The organism is Pseudoalteromonas sp. SG43-4 (assembly GCF_014164325.1).
GTDB classification, from domain to species: domain Bacteria; phylum Pseudomonadota; class Gammaproteobacteria; order Enterobacterales; family Alteromonadaceae; genus Pseudoalteromonas; species Pseudoalteromonas distincta.
On record NZ_JACJFB010000001.1, the window covers coordinates 147,141 to 166,770 of the forward strand.

Below are 19,630 nucleotides of genomic sequence, written 5' to 3' on the forward strand. Positions count from 1 at the left end.
TATTTTTACACAGTAAATACGCGCACTGTGTTTATATACAGCGCGTAGGTGTTGAGTTAGAATACAGGCAGTACCTATGAGCATATATCACACCTATTTGTTACTGCTTTTAATTAGCCTTACGCCTTTGTGATCAGCAATAATCAGTGCAAGCACTTTGCAATTTCAATATAGTTTCACCATCTTTATATACTCTTAATGCAATTAATATAAGTTAGCTGGTGGCTTTACAGAAAGAACACATCATACTAAATGTTATTATAATGCTAAACTTAGCAATAGAGTAAAATTAGAAAAAAGTAATCAGGAAAGTAGTGCAAATAAAGCGGGAGGTTTAGATAAAAAAAGAGCATTTATAAAAATGCTCTTTTGTAAGTTACGACTACTTTGCTTTGGTCGGTTTAAAAAACAATACCAGTGCAATTATAAATGCTGAAACGCTACAAATTATAAATACGTTTTTCTCACCACCAGGTATATATTCCATAAATGAGGTAAAAAACTGACCCGAGAATACAGCCATCGTAAAGTACGATAAGTTACGGCCGCGTACTTTCACATCGCTGAGCTCTACCGTCATATGGTTTAAAAGCGGAATACTAAAACCAAATCCTATACCTATTAATATTGCGCCTAAAACTAAAAGTAGGGTGCTTGCTTGTGTAAAACAAATATACGATAAAGCAAAGGCTAAAAAGGCTAATGCTAACACCTTAGGCTCACCAAATTTCTTTGTTATTTTAGGCATAAAGCCTGCAGTAACTACAGCCACTAAAGATATAAATGCGAGTAGTTGGCCTATTTGTGACTCGTTAAAGTTTTGCTGGTTCATTGTAATGGGCAGTAAAACGGTTGATGTAAAAAATATGATCATCGCAAGTGTTGAAATTACATAAACGCTTTTTAACGAGAGGCCATTGTTAGCTTTTTGGTGTAGATGTTCTGGCGCTTCATCGTTATTACTAACCAGTGAGTTTTTACTTGGCACAAACAATAAAAGCATGGCTAAAAATACCCAGGCAATTAAATAAAGCGCGAGCGGTAAACCCCAAAACAGTGAAGCTAAATAACCACCTAAAAATAAAAATATTACTCCGCCAAGTTCTATTGCCATGCCTTGTTTGGCTATCATGCCTAAGCGAGCTTCACCTTTGTACCAAATAGAAATTAATACAGTGCAGCCAGCCATCACTATGGCCGTTACACCACCAAGAATAAATCGGTTAATAAATACAAGTGTTGGACCATATAAAAAATAGCCGCTGGCACCTACAAAGCCATATAAAAATAATCCAATTATTAAAAGTTTATACGCGCCATATTTATCTATTAACCGACCGGCAATTGGCGCAAATACAACAGCACCTAAAGAAGGTAATGTAATTAAAAGTACAGTGTTATTAGTTATACCTAAACCGTTTGAAATGCTAACTAAGCCTGGCGCTAAAAGAGTGCCAACCATAATGGTTAAGCTGGCTATACATAACAACGTAAAGCTACCGGCCGCTTTGAGTGAATTCATCGTTTCTCCAATTAATGTAAAAATTAAGCTTTTTTAGCAAGGGCATTAAAAATCCCGCTAATAACTATAAAAATAATACTTATGGCAATTACGCCATCCCATTTGTATAAATCAAATGCTTTTACACCTGCTGCAGAGCCAACGGCTCCGCCTATGTAATAACCGAGCATATAAATGCCGTTTATTCTGCTTTGTGCGCTTGGATCTATACTAAAAATACGCACTTGGTTAGCCACTTGCGCACTAAATATGGCAAAGTCGATTAAAATAATACCAATAACCAACGACGCTAAACTGCCATTAAACAAACCTGTAATAGCAAAGCCGATTGCCGCAAGCGTAAGTGCAATCATAATTAGAGCTTTAGACCCTAGTTTGCTGACCCATTTACCCGATGACTTAGCGCCTATTACGCCAGCCAATGCTATTACACCAAATAAACCAGCTTGTTGAGCGTTGTAGTTAAATGGCTCATCACTAACATAAATTGCAAGTGTTGCCCAAAGCACATTAAATGATGCAAACCAAAATGCGCCCGAAAGTGTAAAATGCTGCAGTGATTTATGTTTAATAAACAACGCCAACGTACTTTTAATGAGAGGCCAATAACGCAAATTAGTGTGTGGCTTATTGCTAGGTAAAAACACGCGCAGTAATATACCAAATAATGCTGCGAGTACTGCCGACATTAAAAATACACTTCGCCAACCAAATTGCTCACCTACAAATCCACTTAACGTTCTTGAAAGTAAAATACCGATAGTTAAGCCCATCATTAATGTGCCTAACGTGGCACCTTTTTGCTCGCTCGATACAAGCGATGCTGCAAAGGGTATTAATTGCTGGGTTATATTGGCGCTTACACCAATTAAAAATACCGATATAAGTAATAAAGGTAAGTTAGGTGCAAGCATTGCTGCACTACAAGCCACTACTAATAAGCTCGACAAAATAGTAATTAAACGCCTGCGAGCAATCGAGTCACCCAAAGGAGAAATAAATGATAACGCAAACGCGTAACCAATTTGTGTAAGCGCGGGAATACTCCCAAGCTGTGAATCAGTTAAATTAAATTCGTTCGCTATAAGCGGTAAAATAGGCTGGTTGTAGTATAAGTTTGCTGCTGTTGCGGCAATTGCAGTGGTCATTAGTAATAAAATAAATCGACTTAATGACTGATTTTGTTTGGGTTTGGTCATAGCTGTCTAGTGTTGTTAACTCATGCCGCTATGGTATGAGTTCTTTACCTATAACAAAAATGACATTATTTTATAGAATCTATACAAAAAATGTATTTAAGGTGCGTAATGGATATTAAAACATTAAAAAGTTTTGTCAGCGTGGCTAAGCATCAGAGTTTTTCAGAAGCGGCCAAAGAGCTACACACCGTGCAACCTGCAATAAGTAGGCATATTGCACAGCTCGAAAGCGAGCTTGATGTTGTGCTGTTTATAAGAAATTCACGCGATGTTGCAATAACTCAAGCGGGTGAGCAGCTATTAAAAGATGCACGCGCTATTTTGGCTCTAGCTGACAAAGCTAAAACTCAGGTTAAACGTGCCCACAACGGGCAGGTAGGTACACTTAATATTGCGCACTTAAGCTCGGCATGTTTAGCCTTTATGGCAGCACTGGTTCGAGAATACAAACAGCAATACCCAAGCGTGCACGTTACATTGTTTGAAATGACCGCAACTGAGCAGATACATGCGTTTAAAAATGATTTAATTGATGTGGGTTTTTCACGGCCTTTACCTGATTCGATTAATGATGAATTTGTAAGTCATACTATTTATGTAGATTCATTAGTGGCCATAGTTAATCAAAACCATGCGCTGGCAAATTATAAAAACATTGATTTAGTTAAACTAAAAAATGAGCCATTTATCATTTTTAATAGAGAGGAAGCACTTGGTCTTTTTGATGAAACCATTTTGCAATGCAAACAAGCTCGTTTTTCACCGAACATTATTAGCCAACCTCGACATATGCAAACATTAGTTACCGAAGTGGCTGCAGGCCTTGGTGTGGCAATTGCGCCTTATTGCGTACGTAAATTGTATAGTAAAGGGTGCCATTTTATAAAATTGAGCGATGTATTTACGCAAATTCCGGTGCTATTACAATTTAAAAAAGCAGATACCAATGCGGCTGTTAATGCATTTGTTGAAATAGCCTTAAATGCAAAACCAAGTATTAAAAAAAGTATGGCGGAATAAAAAAGCCCAATTAAAAAAGTCAAAAGGGCTAAAAGGGTTGTGCTTAGGGAAGTTGTAGTCGTTTTTAAACTTATATTTAGAGCTTATATTTAGAACTTATATCTAAAACCAAATGCTATACCGTCGTCTTCCGACTGCTCCATTTGTGCTTGTTGATCGTCGTTATCACTTTCGAAGTCACTAAAGTCCTTACGCGCTTCTATGTAGGCAATAGTAGCTTCGTCAATTAGGTAATGAAGGCCAATAACAGCAAACTGACGCTTAAATACATCGTCTGGGTCGGCGTTAAAGTTTGGCTGAATTACGTAATCATCACCGGCATCAAACACGTTGTAGGCAATAAAAGGGCGAAAATCGTTATCAAAGCGGTAAGATGCAAATGTTTCTACACCGATTGCGTCTTTAATTAAGCGACCGATGTTATCTGTGTCGTGGTTTTTGTTTTTATTTACGTTGGCTGCAACGTATAGGCCGGGCTCATCAATGTTGCCCCACATAATACCTGCACCATAAATTAAATCTTCAACATTGCGAGTAGAACCATCGCCAAACGTTAAATCAAACTCACCACGGTTAACACCTGCTGTAAGTGTTAGCATGTCAGTTGGGGTATAAGTTACAGACGCACCAAATGTGTAATTAAATTCAACTTCTTGGGCTGCACTATCGCCAGAGTTCCAAAGTGCTTCACATTCTTCTTCTGAAATGTCGGTGACGTCACAGGTATAAAATTCGCTGTTTTTAAGCTGCGCTTGTACTGCAAAACTAAAATCGTTATAGCTATTGCGGTACTGCACTAATTTATCTCCACGGCCAGTGCCATTAACAGCGCCATCGTCTTTGTTATAGGTGTAAACACCAGCCGCATTGCCATCCCATACAAAGCTATTATTTGTGCCGTAAACTACGTCGTACCATGCACCCCATTGTTTACCAATGGTAAGTTGGCCATATTTTTCGTGCGAAAGCCCTGCGTAACCTAAACGGTTGTATAAAAACTCATCCTGGATAGACTCAAAACGATTGTTATAAATAATATCGCTGCTGCCAACAGGGTTTACACCCCATTCTACGAGTGCGAGTGCGGTCCAGTCTTTCTTAAGCTTTCGGGTAAATCCAAAGTTAATGCGCGAGGTACCGTTAACAACTTCGGTTTCGTTTTGTGTATTAATTACACGCACATCAAGATATCCACCAACTTCAACAGTATTTTTGTCATCTTTGTATAATTCAACTGCCGAAACAGCGGGTGCGAATACAATACTTGCGCTAATAAGCGTCGCTAATTTTTTGCTCATCTTGTGTGTTGCCCTGTGTAAATTGGTCAATTTTTTACGTAGGTAAAAATTCAGATTCGAAGACTAACAAAGCAATAAACGGCTCAAAAGTGAAAAATACTCAATAAAATTAATCGTTAAACTTAACGGATATTCACTAAAGGTTAATTTTGTTTTTCAGGTGTTGCAAAAGTTTATGTTTTTAATGATTTGATAGGTAAATAGGATGAGAAATTAGCGATGTATAAAAATAGTAATTTGAATTAATTTCATCTTGGTTAAAAAGTAGTAACTAGTGTAAAAGCTCTAAAAGTACTTTATTTTCATAAATATAACTTTTTATTATTATAGGGTGAACAAAAATGAGTTAAGTAGACACACAAATACGTTAAAAGTGTTTTTACTCTAATTTGTATCGTAATTTCTAATCTCTTATGCCCGTTTATAAAACATACTTTATGGATTTTAATTAGAATAAGCTGAATAAAAATTAACGAAACCATTAAATCTAATCCGTTATTTTTACTACTAACTACATAGCCATAATAAATGGCTAAAACGCAGTGGTTTGCTTTTAAACTTTCATAGAAAAACAGGCCATTTTGGTTTAAACTGCGCGCAATTTAAATACATCATTACTCCTTTGGAGGGTAGCGCTATTATTAGTACAGCTAATGTCACCATGCAATTTGGTGCTAAACCATTATTTGAAAATATCTCAGCAAAATTTGGCGATGGTAACCGTTACGGTTTAATCGGTGCAAATGGTTGTGGTAAATCAACATTTATGAAAATTTTAAGTGGTGAGCTCGAAGCGTCTGCAGGTAATGTAAGTACTGATCCTAACGAACGCGTTGCTAAACTTAACCAAGATCAGTTTGCCTACGAAGAATACTCAGTAATCGATACCGTGATTATGGGCCACAAAGAGTTGTGGGAAATTAAACAAGAACGAGACCGTATTTACTCTTTACCTGAAATGAGTGAAGAAGACGGTATGAAAGTAGCCGATCTTGAAACTGAATTTGCTGAAATGGATGGTTACTCTGCAGAATCTAAAGCAGGTGAGCTTTTATTAGGTGTAGGTATTGGCACTGACCAACACTTTGGCCCAATGTCAGAAATTGCACCGGGTTTTAAGCTGCGCGTGCTACTTGCACAGGTATTATTTTCAGACCCAGACATTATGCTACTTGATGAGCCTACTAATAACTTGGATATTTACACCATCAAGTGGTTAGAAGACGTGTTAAATCAGCGCGACTGTACCATGATAATCATCTCGCATGACCGTCACTTTTTAAACTCTGTGTGTACACACATGGCCGACATTGACTACGGCGAGCTTCGTATTTACCCAGGTAATTATGACGAATACATGTTTGCAGCAACGCAAGCACGTGAGCAATTACTTAACGAAAACGCGAAAAAGAAAAACCAAATTGCTGAACTTCAACAGTTTGTATCTCGTTTCTCTGCTAATGCATCTAAAGCTAAGCAAGCAACATCGCGTGCTAAACGTATCGACAAAATCCAATTAGACGAAGTTAAAGCATCTTCACGCCAAACGCCGTTTATCCGTTTTGATCAAGAAAAGCAGTTATTCAGAAACGCACTTGAAATGACAAACTTAACACAAGGTTTTGACGACAATACGTTGTTTTCTGAACTTGAAGGTTTAGTAGAAGTTGGCGAACGTATTGCTATTATTGGTGAAAATGGTGTTGGTAAAACAACATTACTTAATACATTAGCAGGGCGCCTAGCACCTAAAGCTGGTGAGTTTAAGTTCTCAGAAAACGCGAATATTGGTTACTACGCGCAAGATCACGCTGATGAGTTTGCAACCGACATGAACTTGTTTCAGTGGATGGAGCAATGGCAACAAGAAGGCGACGACGAGCAAGTGGTTCGTAGCTTCTTAGGCCGTATGTTATTCTCTCAAAACGATATTAAAAAATCAGTTAAAGTAATTTCAGGTGGTGAGCAAGGCCGCATGTTGTTTGGTAAAATTATGATGCATAAGCCAAACATATTGTTAATGGATGAGCCAACTAACCACATGGATATGGAATCAATTGAAGCGCTTAACTTAGCCCTTGAAGCTTACGAGGGTACATTGATGTTTGTTTCCCACGACCGTCAGTTTGTATCATCGGTTGCAACCCGTATTTGGGAAATTAAAGACGGTAAAGTTATCGACTTTAGAGGCAACTACGCCGAATACTTAGCGAGTAAAGAAGCTTAATTAGCTATTTACCCGTTAACTCTAAAAAGCCATGTTTAAACATGGCTTTTTTTGTTTTTGTGAGTCGCAATTAAACTTGGTTTGGGTATAATACCCGCCTAAAACCGGACATAAGTCCGCTATTTTCAAAATACATTACTGAGGAGTATTTATGACTGTTGGCATTATTATGGGTTCAAAATCAGATTGGCCAACCATGGAACATGCAGCACTTATGCTAGAGCATTTTGGCATTAAGTACGAAACCAAAGTCGTGTCTGCACACCGCACTCCTCAATTACTTGCTGATTACGCAAGTTCAGCCGCAGAACGTGGTATTAAAGTTATTATTGCTGGTGCTGGCGGCGCAGCGCATTTACCTGGTATGGCGGCTGCTTTTACGTCGCTTCCTGTACTTGGCGTACCTGTAAAATCAAAAGCATTAAATGGTGTTGATTCACTTTTATCTATTTGCCAAATGCCTAAAGGCGTTGCAGTAGGTACGCTTGCAATTGGTGAGCCGGGCGCAGCAAACGCGGGTTTATTAGCTGCACAAATTTTAGGATGTCAAAATCCAGAAATTTTTGCAAAAATTGAAGCGTTTCGTAAAGCTCAAACCGACACTATATTAGCTAATCCAAACCCTGCAGAGTAATGATGAATATTTTAATATTAGGTGCAGGGCAACTTGCACGTATGATGAGCCTTGCAGGAGCGCCGCTTAATTTAAACGTTGTTGCGTACGATGTAGGCAGTAAACAAATTATGCACCCGCTAACCGGTGAGGTTTATAACACGTCGCTTGAGCAAGCAATATCAAACGCTGATGCCATTACTGCCGAGTTTGAGCACATTCCTGATGATGTTTTAACCCTTTGCTGTAACAGTAATAAGTTTTACCCAGGTAAAGCCGCTATTAAAACCGGTGGCGATCGCTCGCTTGAAAAGGCATTGCTTGATAAAACAAACGTAACTTGTGCGCCGTACCAATTAATTACTGAAAAAGCGCATTTAGAACTTGCCGTTAAAACTCTAGGTAAACCACTTGTAATTAAAACATGCCAAGCGGGTTACGACGGAAAAGGCCAATGGCGTTTAAAATCGGATGATCAAATAGACGAGATTTGGTCACAAATGGCTGATTTTATTGCATCGGGCACCGAGCTTGCGCCACATACAATTATTGCTGAAAAAATGATTCCGTTTGATCGTGAAGTATCTATTATTGGTGCGCGCGACAAACACGGTAATGTTGCTATTTATCCGCTAACAGAAAACGAGCACACAAATGGTGTATTAACGCTTTCTATTGCCGGTAAAAATAATCAAAGTGTTGAAGCTCAAGCAAACGATGCATTTACAAAAATAGCAAACGAGCTTAACTACGTTGGCGTATTAGCAATTGAGTTTTTTGATGTAAGAGGCACGTTACTCGTTAACGAAATTGCACCGCGCGTACATAACTCTGGCCACTGGACGCAACAAGGTTGCCATTGCTCGCAGTTTGAAAACCACATGCGTGCTGTTGCAGGCTTACCGCTTGGTAATACAGAGCTTAAACACATTACCGCGATGATAAACGTATTAGGCCAACCAAGTATTCCAAGTGAAGTATTAAAAACAGTTGATGTAACGAGCCATTGGTACGGTAAAACTGCAAAACCAGGTCGTAAAATGGGCCATATTAATGTATCAGCTGTTAATATGAGTGAGCTTGCGGACAAACTTGGTGAACTTACAGAGTACCTACCAGAGCAAGATTATCCTGGTATTTTAAAAGCAGCTGCCAATTTAGTGCTCAGTGAATAGTTATCATACCTTTATATAAATACCGGCTTAAGCCGGTATTTTTTTGTCATAAAAATGGGCTTTGAATAAGTAATACTGTTAAAGTCTAATTTTAAATTTGTGAAGTAAAACAATGAAACTAAAAACAATATCTGGTGTGCTAGCCATTACTGCATTATTTAGCTTAAATACATTTGCATCGGAATCTCTTCGTGTTGCAACTTTTAATGTAAGTATGGATGCAACTAATCACACGCCTAAAGGTGAGCAAGTTAAAAGTGATGCTTTAGTTAATGCACTTAAAGCTAACCACCAGCAAATTAAGAACATAGCGGAAATTATTCAGCGTGTTCGCCCTGATATTATTTTACTTAACGAATTTGATTACATCCCAAAAGAGCAAGGCATTGAATACTTTAATCAGCATTATTTAAATGTAGGTCAGCAAAAACAAGCCGCTATTAACTACCCTTACTCTTATATTGCACCAGTAAATACAGGCCTAGCTACCGAGTTTGATTTAGATAACGATGGCAATAAAAATGGCGTGATGGGCGATGCACAAGGCTTTGGCTTTTTTGAAGGGCATTATGGTATGGCTATTTTGTCAAAATACCCAATTAATTTTGATAAAGTAAGAACCCTTCAAACCTTTAAATATAAAGACATGCCAAATGCACAAATGCCTGTGATGCCTAAAACAGGTGAAAACTGGTATAACGCACAAGAATGGCAAGCACTTAGACTCAGTTCTAAATCGTTTTGGGATTTACCTATCAGCATAAATGATAAAACAATTCATGTTATTGCATCTCACCCAACACCGCCTGTATTTGACGGTGAAGAGGATAGAAACGGCAAGCGTAACCACGATGAAGTAAGATTAATTGCCGATTACGTTTCAAATGCTAAGTATATTTATGACGATAAAGGCGAAAAGGGCGGTTTAAAAGTTCACTCTCGTTTTGTTATTTTAGGCGATTTAAATGCAGCCCCTGAGGGGGACAAAGCCCGTACAAATACCACCGACCAATTACTTAAAAACCCACTTATCAACGCAAGCTTTGTTCCAAAAAGCGAAGGTGCTAAAGAGCAATATGATGTGCCATATGCACAAAATTACAGTGCTAATTGGCAAGCCCGTGTTGATTACGTTTTACCATCAAACTATGGTTTAAAAATTAAGGACGGTGGTGTGTTTTGGCCTACTAAAATGAGTAGTGAGTATCGCTTAATTAAAGATAGAAACGCATCGAGCGATCACCGCATGGTTTGGCTTGATTTGGTAATTGAATAACGCCTGTTAACAAGAGAAGCGCTAGTAAACTGAGCTTTACCCTGTTTAATGGCTATTTATCTTAAAAAATTGCAATAACTTAAGTGCTTCTGCTTAAATACGGCTTAATTATAATAACCGTATAGAAGCACTATGATTTTTAATTTTTCTTCATCTAAAACGTTAGTGGCCTTAGCTGTTGCCTCAAGTGTTATGCTTGCAGGTTGTAGCGCTACCGCTAACACCTCTTTAACACAGCAAAGTGCTTTACCAGCAACTAAAATTGCTGCGGTTGTAAACACGCCAGCAGATATCGGCTCACAAAAAATAACGCTAGAACAAGCAATGGCCGATCCCGATTGGATGGGTAATCAGCCAGAGGGTGCTTACTGGGCTAGCGATTCGTCTACTATTATTTATGCTCAAAAAGAGCAGGGTAATACACTACGCGATTTATTTAGCCAATCGGTTACTAGCCAAACAGCAGAGCAAGTAGCTCTTAATAAACTTCATACTGTGGGTTCAAATAAAGCCGTTTATTCTAAAAATAAAACAATGGCGGCCTACACATTTAAAGGCAATGTATTTGTTAAAAACCTAAAAACCGGCGAACTTAAACAAATTACAGCTACATCAGCGGGCGAGTCAAAGCCACAATTTTTAAATAATGGCGATTTAGTTTACCGCCAAGGCAATGTATTTTTTAAAGTTGATTTAAAAACAGGCTTAACGAGCGAGCTTGCTAACTTAAAACTTGCTGATGAGCCAAAAGGTATTGAAGAGCCAAGCACGTATATTGCTAAAGAGCAGCATAAATTGATTAAATTTGTGGCGCTTCAACAAAAAAATAAAAAAGATAAGCAAGCACGCAGTGAGCAAATTAATGAACAAAACGATTCAATTGCTAACACAGCTTATTACTTAGGCGAAGGAAATACCGTTGCAGAAGCGCAGCTTTCGCCAAATGGTGATGCGCTGTTAGTCGTTGTACAAAAGCAAACAGACTGGCGTGGTGATGGCGATATTATGCCTAACTACATTACAAATGACGCCACTATAGAACCTAAAAAAGCACGCCGCCGTGTAGCCGACGCTAAACAAGAAACCTCAAAGCTTGTCTACATCAATTTAACTAACAAAGAGCAAACATCACTTAGCTTTAATACCTTACCGGGCTTTGACGAAGATGTTTTAGCCGCAGTTAAAAAAGAAAATTATGCACGTGATGGTAAAGCATATAAGTCTAAAAAGGCACCTCGTGGTATTAACCTTATTATGGACTGGGGTTTTGAGCAAAGCCCTATAGTATGGAACGATGACGGCTCGCAAGTGGCTATCATGCTCGAAGCATGGGACAACAAAGACCGTTGGCTTGCTACTGTAGATTTTAAAAACAACAAACTTGTGTCGCAACATCGCCTGCATGACGACGCATGGATTGCTTATGCGTTTAACGACTTTGGGTGGTTACATAACTCGAACACGCTTTATTACCTATCGGAAGAGTCGGGTTACAGCCAGCTTTATAAAAAACCAGTTAATGGTAGTGCAACCGCGCTAACACAAGGCCAATTTGAGGTTTCTAACTTAACGCTTACAAGTGACGACAGCGCAATTTATTATAAAGCGAATGTTGAACACCCAGGTCTGTACGAAATTTACCGCGTTAACCCGCAAACTGGTAAGAGTGAGCAAGTTACTGACTTAAACGGCATGACCGATTACACGTTGAGCCCAGATGAAACTAAGTTACTCCTTAAGCACTCTACAATTACGATGCCTAATGAGCTTTATGTAGCTGACGCACAAGCCAATACAAAAGCAACGCGATTAACTCATACAGTGTCGGATGAGTTTTTAGCTAAAAAGCTAACTGCACCTAAAATTGTTGCTGTGCCATCGAGCCATACCGAACAACCAATATACGCAAAAGTGTACTACCCAGCTGATTACGTTGAAGGTGAAGTAGGTAAAAATCGCAAAGCAGTTATTTTTAACCACGGCGCGGGTTACTTACAAAACTCACATATGGGATTTTCGGTTTATTTTCGTGAATTTATGTTTCATTCATTGCTCGCTGATGAAGGTTACATAGTAATGGATATGGATTACCGCGCATCTAAAGGTTACGGGCGTGATTGGCGCACCGCAATTTATCGTCAAATGGGAACGCCTGAAACACAAGATTTAGCCGATGGCGTTAAATGGATGGCGCAAAATGCCAACGTTGATACCAAAGCAGTCGGCACTTATGGTGGCTCTTACGGCGGCTTTATGACCTTTATGGCATTGTTTACCGCGCCTGAGTTGTTTCAATCGGGTGCGGCACTTAGACCTGTTACCGATTGGGCACATTACAATACAGGTTATACAGCTAATATATTAAACCATCCTGATGTTGACCCGATTGCGTATGAGCGCAGCTCGCCAATTTATTACGCTGAGGGCTTAAACAAACGTTTATTAATTAATGCCCCAATGGTTGACGATAACGTGTTTTTTCAAGACTCAGTGCGTTTAGTACAGCGCTTAATAGAGCTTGAAAAACAAAACTTTGAAACAGCTATATTCCCTGTTGAACCGCATGGCTTTGTACAGCCTTCAAGCTGGTTAGACGAATACCGCCGTATTCATAAATTATTTAAAGAAACGCTTTAAGCTTTAATTATAAAAACAAAAACGCCGCATTGGTTTAGTTAACTAATGCGGCGTTTTTATTGGGTTGAACAAAATCTAACTTTATTTTTTCTTTTTAAAGAGCTCTATAACCAGTGGTATGGCAAGCAGAGTCCCGCCAATTACACCAATTAAATGTGCATCAATAGCCACAGTGGAGTTAATAAGCTTTCCTATATCAGCATTAGGGCCGCTAAATTGCTCAAACGCTATTTTAATCCATACGCCTATAAATAATAAATACCCCGACTTAAGCCCTACAGTTATATCTTTAACTGCCCCCCAAATAATTACGCCATGCAGCAGAGCACTTAATCCGGTATAAATATGTATGCTTGGGCAAAACCAATACACGCCAAGTCCACACCACAGTGCCAGCGCACTTATATTAACGGCGTAACGAGTAGGTGATGTGTATTCGCCATGTAGTAACCATATTAGTAAAACACCACTGGCATTTAGTCCCAAATGAGCCCAATTAGCATGAACAAATTGGCTAGAAAAGATTCGCCACAGTTCGCCATCATCAATTAGGCTTCGGTTAAATTCAAGTAAACTATTTAAATCAAATGCAGCAAAAATGGTACTAAAAAGCAGCAAAATAATAGGCGGTAATATATAACGAGGTTGAATAGGTAAATTAAGCATTTTATTATATTTTTTTAGTCAAAATTTTTGCATATTGTGCCCGTTTAACTTTAAGATGCCAAATACAACTACGTAATTAAGTGTTTTTAGTATTTTTATGCATTTTAAACTTAACTCATTATTTGCCATTGGACTGTGCGCAGTATCACTGCCTTCATTTGCACAGCAAGCAACTCAAATTGAAACTCGCGAACCTGAAGCTGCTACCGGATTAATCCATAAAAAAGTAGTGCAAGGTGATAAATACATGGTAGCTGCGGCAAATCCATATGCCTCAAAAGCCGGTCAACAAATTTTAGCCCAAGGCGGCAGTGCCGTAGATGCTGCGATTGCTACTCAACTAGTGCTTACTTTAGTTGAACCGCAATCCTCAGGTATTGGCGGTGGTACATTTATGATGTACTACAACAAAGCAAACAATAAATTGACTAGTTTTGATGGCCGCGAAACAGCACCTGCAAATGCAGACGAAACGCTGTTTTTAGATAAGCACGGTAAAGCCGTTAAATGGATTGAAGCTGTAGTAGGCGGACGCTCTGTTGGTGTGCCTGGTATTTTACACGCATTTGCAAGCGCGCATAAACAATACGGTACATTGCCATGGGAAGCGCTTTTTAAACCGGCTATTGAACTTGCAGAGCAAGGCTTTGTAATTTCGCCGCGTTTACATGGCTTATTAGCACACCAATTAAACCCTGGTGTATTGAGTATGCCGATTATTAACGAATACTTTTACCCAAATGGTAAGTTAATTGAAGTAGGTAGTGTTAAAAAGAATCAACCGCTTGCTGATTTATACAAAGACATTGCAAAGCAGGGCATTGATGCATTTTACAAAGGCGAAAACGCTAAACAAATGGTTAATGCTGTACAGCACTCTAAAATAGCCCCTGGTAAATTAAGTGTGCAAGATTTAGCAGATTACAAAAGTAAAGAACGCGATGCGGTATGTATACAATACCGTGCTTATAACGTGTGTTCTATGGCGCCACCAAGTAGTGGCGGTGTAGCTGTGCTACAAATGCTTGGCCTACTTGAGCATAAAGATATGAGCGCCCTTAAACCAAATGGCGAAAAGGCGATTCATTACTTTAGCCAAGCTTCGCGTATTGCATTTGCCGATCGCGATATGTACATGGGCGATCCCGATTTCACCCAAGTACCTACAAAAGAGCTATTAAACAAAGATTATATTGCCTCACGCGCTAAATTAATTACCGAAACAGACCAAAAAGCCGTAGCCGGTAATCCAGTAGGGTACCTAAGTTATGCAATGGATGATTCATACGAGTTACCTTCTACTTCTCATGTCTCTATTGTAGATAGTAAAGGTAATGCCGTTTCGATGACTAGTTCAATTGAAATGGCGTTTGGCTCTACGGTTATGGTTAATGGCTTTATTTTAAATAATCAACTAACTGACTTTTCGTTATCGCCACGTAAAAACGGTAAGCTTGTAGCAAACCGTGTAGAGGCTGGTAAACGCCCGCGTAGCTCTATGTCACCGGTAATGGTATTTAATAAAGATGGCAGCTTACGTTTAATTGTAGGCTCACCTGGCGGTAGTCGTATCATAGATTACGTTGCACAAGTTGTTGTGGGTGTTATTGACTGGAATTTATCAGCGCAAGACGCTATTAACTTACCGCGTACAACAAATCGTAACGATTACACCAGCCTTGAAAAAGGCACAGCCATTGAAGCCATTGCGCCTGCACTTACTAAACGCGGCCACAATGTACGTATTATTGACTTAAACTCGGGCTTACACGCAGTTGAAGTTAAAAATGACAAACTTTACGGCGGAGCTGATCCACGCCGTGAAGGTATTGCGTTATCTGATTTAACTGATAATAACGCCACTATACAATTTTAAATTATGTATAATATACATGCGGGCAGTGAAGCCTGCATGTATTTTCTCTCAATGGTCTGACTAGCTTAATTGTCGTTGCAATTAAACCTTTAACACTGATAATGACAGATCATAACTTAAGACTCCGTTAAAGCCTGGAAATATGACAACTAATACTGATCCTAACTACTTATATATTCATCATTCTGGCCCTGGCCTAATTGAAACACCGCTATTAAATAAAGGCAGTGCCTTTAGTAAAAAAGAACGCGAAAATTTCAATCTTGCTGGTTTACTTCCTCCTCGCTTTGAAACAATAGAAGAGCAAGTTGAGCGCTGTTATCAGCAGTATTCTAGCTTTACCGACAACCTTAATAAGCATATTTACTTACGTGCGATTCAAGATAACAACGAAACACTTTACTACCGTTTAGTGCGTGACCACCTTGAAGAAATGATGCCAATCATTTACACACCGACAGTGGGCGATGCTTGTGAAAAATTCTCAGACATTTACCGCAGCGCACGTGGTTTATTTATTTCGTATGAAGATCGTTACCAAATTGACGACATTTTACGCAACGCTACCAAAGGTAAAGTAAAAGTTATTGTTGTAACCGATGGCGAGCGTATTTTAGGCCTAGGCGATCAGGGTATTGGTGGCATGGGTATTCCAATTGGTAAATTGTCACTTTACACAGCGTGTGGTGGTATAAGCCCAGCATACACATTGCCTGTAATGCTTGATGTGGGTACTAATAACGAAAAGCTTTTAAACGATCCTATGTACATGGGCGCACGCCATAAGCGAATTGCTCAAGACGAATACGATGAGTTTTTAGATTTATTCATTAAAGCGGTTAAACGTCGCTGGCCAAATGTATTACTTCAGTTTGAAGATTTTGCACAGCCAAATGCAATGCCATTACTTAAGCGCTACCGCAATGAAATTTGTAGCTTTAACGATGACATTCAAGGTACTGCGGCTGTAACGGTCGGTTCTTTACTTGCTGCGTGTCGTGTTAAAAATTCAACCCTAAGCCAGCAAAAAGTAGTTTTTGTGGGTGCAGGCTCTGCTGGTTGTGGTATTGCTGAGCAAATTATTAGCCAAATGGTTTTTGAAGGTATTTCAGAAGCACAAGCGCGTAGCCAAGTATTTATGGTTGACCGTTTTGGTTTGCTTAGTGAGGGTATGGAAGGCTTACGCGATTTCCAACAAGCACTTGCACAACCTACAGGCTCGTTAAGTGATTGGACATACAGCGGCGAGTACGCATCACTGCTTGATGTTATGCACTGTGCTGAACCTGACATTCTAATTGGTGTTTCTGGTCAACCTGGCTTATTTACAGAACAAGTAATACGCGCTATGCATGCCGGTTGTGAACAGCCAATTATTTTCCCATTAAGTAATCCATCTAAGCAAGTAGAAGCGCATCCTGCTGATGTGATTAAGTGGACTGACGGTAAAGCACTTGTTGCCACAGGTAGCCCATTTGATCCTGTTGAGTACAATGGCGAGACGTTCCCAATCCCACAATGTAACAACAGTTATATTTTCCCGGGTATTGGTTTAGGGGTTATTGCCGCTAAAGCGACACGCATTACAGATGCAATGTTAAGTGTATCTAGCGAAATGCTTGCAGAGTCGTCGCCGCGTGCAAACACAGGTAAAGGTAGTTTATTACCAGCCTTGACTGAAATTGAAACGCTAAGTAAACGTATTGCATTTGCCATCGCTAAAAAGGCAATCGAAGAGGGCGTTGCTCTTGAGATTACGGATGACGCATTATGGGCAGCAATCGACAAAAATTACTGGTTACCAAAATACCGTAACTATAAACGTTGTAGTGTTTAATTAGGTTTATAAGTAATTAAAAATAAATAACGTTGTAGGCACAGTTACAATGCTTAACAAAAAACAGGCAATTGCCTGTTTTTTGTGCTTGTTCATATTTAATTAACCACGTACGGTGTTTACTTGCTTTTACATAATTAAAGGATCGACTTAATGAAAACACTGACTCTTGTTTTAGGTAGTGCACTGGCTTTTAACGTACTTAGTTTTGATGCACTGGCGGCTGCAACTCCCGATGCTCCTCATATTTATGTTAAGGGCGAAGCGACTCTTACCACAATGCCAGATTACGTGCAGCTTAGCGTAGGTATTACCGAAGTTGATAAAGACTTAATTGCTGCTAAAAATAAAACCGACTTGACCATCGCTAAAGCAATTAAGCTCGTAAAAGAAATTGGTGTTAAAGAGGGAGATATAAACGCCGGGCAAATCTCAATAAACCGTGATAGCCAATATAACCGCACTACCGGTAATCAAGAATTTAAAGGCTTTAAGGTTTCTCGTACATTAACTGTAAAACTTAGCGATATAAATAAATACCCTGAATTACTACAAAGCTTAGTTAACAACGGTATTAACGAAATTAATCAAACGCAATTTTTAGCAAGTAACTACAACGAGCTGCACAAAAAAGCGCAAAAGTTAGCAATTAAAGATGCACGGGATGCAGCAAAAGAATTTAGTGAAGATTATGGCGTTGATTTAAAAGGATTGTACAGCGCATCACTGAGTCCACTCAATGTTCAGTCGCAGCCTTATATGCGCGCAGAAAAAGTAATGATGGCTGATAGCGCACCAAGTAACTATGTACCTGATGCCTACCATGCTGGAGAGATTAAAGTAACGGCTTCAAGCTATGCCGTGTACTACATAGATTAAATTTATTTTTGGTGGTGCTCAAAACGTGCCACCAACTTCTCACCTTGCTCTTGGCTAATGCGCGCTATTGAGTTGAGCATATTAGTCACTTCGCGTCTGTCGTATTCATTAGTTACATGTTCATTTATGTCATCAACAATCGCATTTAAGTAATTAAATAAACTGTTTCGTGCATCGGTATCTTTATGGGCAATAAACAAAATGTTTTTAAATGCCTCAAGCACATTTGTCATTACGTATGCATCGCCTTTGGCGTAATTACGCAGCGGTGTAAAATTGTCATGTAATAACTCATCAAAGCTTGTTTCATGAAGGTATAGTAATGGTCCATTATCACTGTGCTTAAACGAGTAGTTAATATCGTTAATTGAAAGCCGTTGAATAAGTAAAATACTCAGCATATCAATTGATTTAACCGCAGTACCTGGATCGTTTATGCCCGGGCTCATTGCCTTAACTGCAATTTCTGATATTTGCGTTAACCCATAACGGTAATGATCGCTAATGTACTCTTCTATATAAAAAATAAAGCAGTCGAGAATTTTATTTATCAGCTCTTCATCGTTTGATATGTCTTTATTACATTTTAAAAACGGATAGCCTTTAACTGTAAAATAGCCTTGGTTAACAGAGATATACACCTTTATATCTTGCTCTGCCAAAATGGCACTGAGCTTATCGGTTTGGACGCCTTTGTAATATCCCTCTGTTTTACTGCTAACCGAATGCCACTTACTAAAGTCTGGAAAGTCTTCAACTGGGTTCTCTTGTTGTCTTTGTATTATTGTTTTAATTTCGTTTTTAGTTTGGCTAAACAAGCCATTTAATACGTTATCAACCTGAATGGCACGAGAGATTGAATGTATAAAAAATACAAATAAACCTAATGAAATCAATCCAAAAACAAGTGCAAACAACACACCTATTGAAGGAATAGCCGTACTGCCACCTTCAAGTTTATTAATATTTATAAGCATAATAATGGAGTAAATTATGCTGCCTAAATAAAAGCCCAAAACCATTTGATGTGATTTACGCGTAATAAGCCCAGGCACTACGCGGGGCGATAAACTCGCACTGGCCGAATTTAAAACGACCATTACCATTGAAAAACTAAACACGGTAAGCGAAATAATACTCCCCGCTAAGGTGCTTAAAATAGTACGTGCGTTTTCAGCGCTATCAACAAGTACAACCGATATAAACGATTTTAGCTGCTCAATAGGCGCTAAATATTCAACCGACATAGTAATAATGGCAAATGCTAAAAAGCCCACTGAAAGCATCGAAGGGTAAAAGCCAATACTGTTAATCATTTCACGGTAACTGTCGGCTACTTTGCGAGGTACAAACATAAAATCCTTATGTAATTTCTACTTACTTAATACCCTAGCTTAGCATAGGC

General features: G+C 39.0%; 14 protein-coding genes. 9 read left to right on the forward strand and 5 right to left on the reverse strand.

Going from position 1 to position 19,630, the window contains the following annotated elements; genetic code table 11:
* Positions 1-382 precede the first annotated feature (382 nt).
* Both H5160_RS00680 and H5160_RS00685 read right to left on the reverse strand, forming a co-directional pair.
* The gene (locus H5160_RS00680; protein WP_182736387.1) at positions 383-1,522 is read right to left on the reverse strand and encodes an MFS transporter; all 1,140 of its coding nucleotides are present in this window, start codon (positions 1,520-1,522) and stop codon (positions 383-385) included.
* 23 nt (positions 1,523-1,545) lie between these two features.
* Positions 1,546-2,721, reverse strand: coding sequence for an MFS transporter (locus H5160_RS00685; protein WP_182736388.1), 1,176 nt, complete (start codon positions 2,719-2,721; stop codon positions 1,546-1,548).
* A 108-nt stretch (positions 2,722-2,829) separates the two neighbouring features.
* On the opposite strand from H5160_RS00685, the gene H5160_RS00690 reads away from it, so the two are divergent.
* Positions 2,830-3,741 (forward strand): LysR family transcriptional regulator, encoded by a 912-nt coding sequence (locus H5160_RS00690; RefSeq protein WP_182695936.1) that lies wholly within the window; start codon positions 2,830-2,832, stop codon positions 3,739-3,741.
* 89 nt (positions 3,742-3,830) lie between these two features.
* Here H5160_RS00690 and H5160_RS00695 read toward each other — a convergent pair whose 3' ends face one another.
* Positions 3,831-5,039 carry a porin gene (locus H5160_RS00695; RefSeq protein WP_182736389.1) on the reverse strand — a complete coding sequence of 403 codons (1,209 nt, stop codon included), beginning with the start codon at positions 5,037-5,039 and terminating at the stop codon, positions 3,831-3,833.
* Between the two features lie 637 nt (positions 5,040-5,676).
* Between H5160_RS00695 and H5160_RS00700 the strand changes: the two genes are divergently transcribed.
* From H5160_RS00700 to H5160_RS00720, 5 genes are all read left to right on the forward strand, one after another.
* Entirely contained in the window at positions 5,677-7,266 is a 1,590-nt protein-coding gene (locus tag H5160_RS00700) for an ABC-F family ATPase (RefSeq protein WP_182736578.1), read from the forward strand.
* 151 nt (positions 7,267-7,417) lie between these two features.
* The gene (purE, locus tag H5160_RS00705; RefSeq protein ID WP_002962540.1) at positions 7,418-7,900 is read left to right on the forward strand and encodes a 5-(carboxyamino)imidazole ribonucleotide mutase; all 483 of its coding nucleotides are present in this window, start codon (positions 7,418-7,420) and stop codon (positions 7,898-7,900) included.
* Positions 7,901-7,902: 2 nt separating this feature from the next.
* Complete coding sequence (locus tag H5160_RS00710; protein WP_182711244.1) at positions 7,903-9,054, forward strand: 5-(carboxyamino)imidazole ribonucleotide synthase; 1,152 nt, start codon at positions 7,903-7,905, stop codon at positions 9,052-9,054.
* Positions 9,055-9,166: 112 nt separating this feature from the next.
* A complete protein-coding gene (locus tag H5160_RS00715) occupies positions 9,167-10,330 on the forward strand; it encodes an endonuclease/exonuclease/phosphatase family protein (RefSeq protein ID WP_182695939.1) in 1,164 nt (387 codons plus the stop codon).
* A gap of 132 nt (positions 10,331-10,462) precedes the next feature.
* Complete coding sequence (locus H5160_RS00720; protein ID WP_182736390.1) at positions 10,463-12,967, forward strand: prolyl oligopeptidase family serine peptidase; 2,505 nt, start codon at positions 10,463-10,465, stop codon at positions 12,965-12,967.
* Between the two features lie 81 nt (positions 12,968-13,048).
* Here the strand turns inward: H5160_RS00720 and rrtA are convergent, their stop codons facing one another.
* The gene (rrtA, locus tag H5160_RS00725; protein ID WP_182194594.1) at positions 13,049-13,633 is read right to left on the reverse strand and encodes a rhombosortase; all 585 of its coding nucleotides are present in this window, start codon (positions 13,631-13,633) and stop codon (positions 13,049-13,051) included.
* A 97-nt stretch (positions 13,634-13,730) separates the two neighbouring features.
* On the opposite strand from rrtA, the gene ggt reads away from it, so the two are divergent.
* The 3 genes from ggt (at position 13,731) to H5160_RS00740 (ending at position 18,225) form a co-directional block, all read left to right on the forward strand.
* Positions 13,731-15,509, forward strand: a complete 1,779-nt coding sequence (gene ggt, locus H5160_RS00730; RefSeq protein WP_182736391.1) for a gamma-glutamyltransferase — start codon at positions 13,731-13,733, stop codon at positions 15,507-15,509.
* A 142-nt stretch (positions 15,510-15,651) separates the two neighbouring features.
* The gene (locus H5160_RS00735; protein ID WP_002962527.1) at positions 15,652-17,346 is read left to right on the forward strand and encodes an NAD-dependent malic enzyme; all 1,695 of its coding nucleotides are present in this window, start codon (positions 15,652-15,654) and stop codon (positions 17,344-17,346) included.
* A 153-nt stretch (positions 17,347-17,499) separates the two neighbouring features.
* Positions 17,500-18,225, forward strand: coding sequence for an SIMPL domain-containing protein (locus H5160_RS00740; RefSeq protein ID WP_024598391.1), 726 nt, complete (start codon positions 17,500-17,502; stop codon positions 18,223-18,225).
* Positions 18,226-18,227: 2 nt separating this feature from the next.
* Here the strand turns inward: H5160_RS00740 and H5160_RS00745 are convergent, their stop codons facing one another.
* The gene (locus H5160_RS00745) at positions 18,228-19,580 is read right to left on the reverse strand and encodes a DUF2254 domain-containing protein (protein ID WP_182736392.1); all 1,353 of its coding nucleotides are present in this window, start codon (positions 19,578-19,580) and stop codon (positions 18,228-18,230) included.
* Positions 19,581-19,630 lie beyond the last annotated feature (50 nt).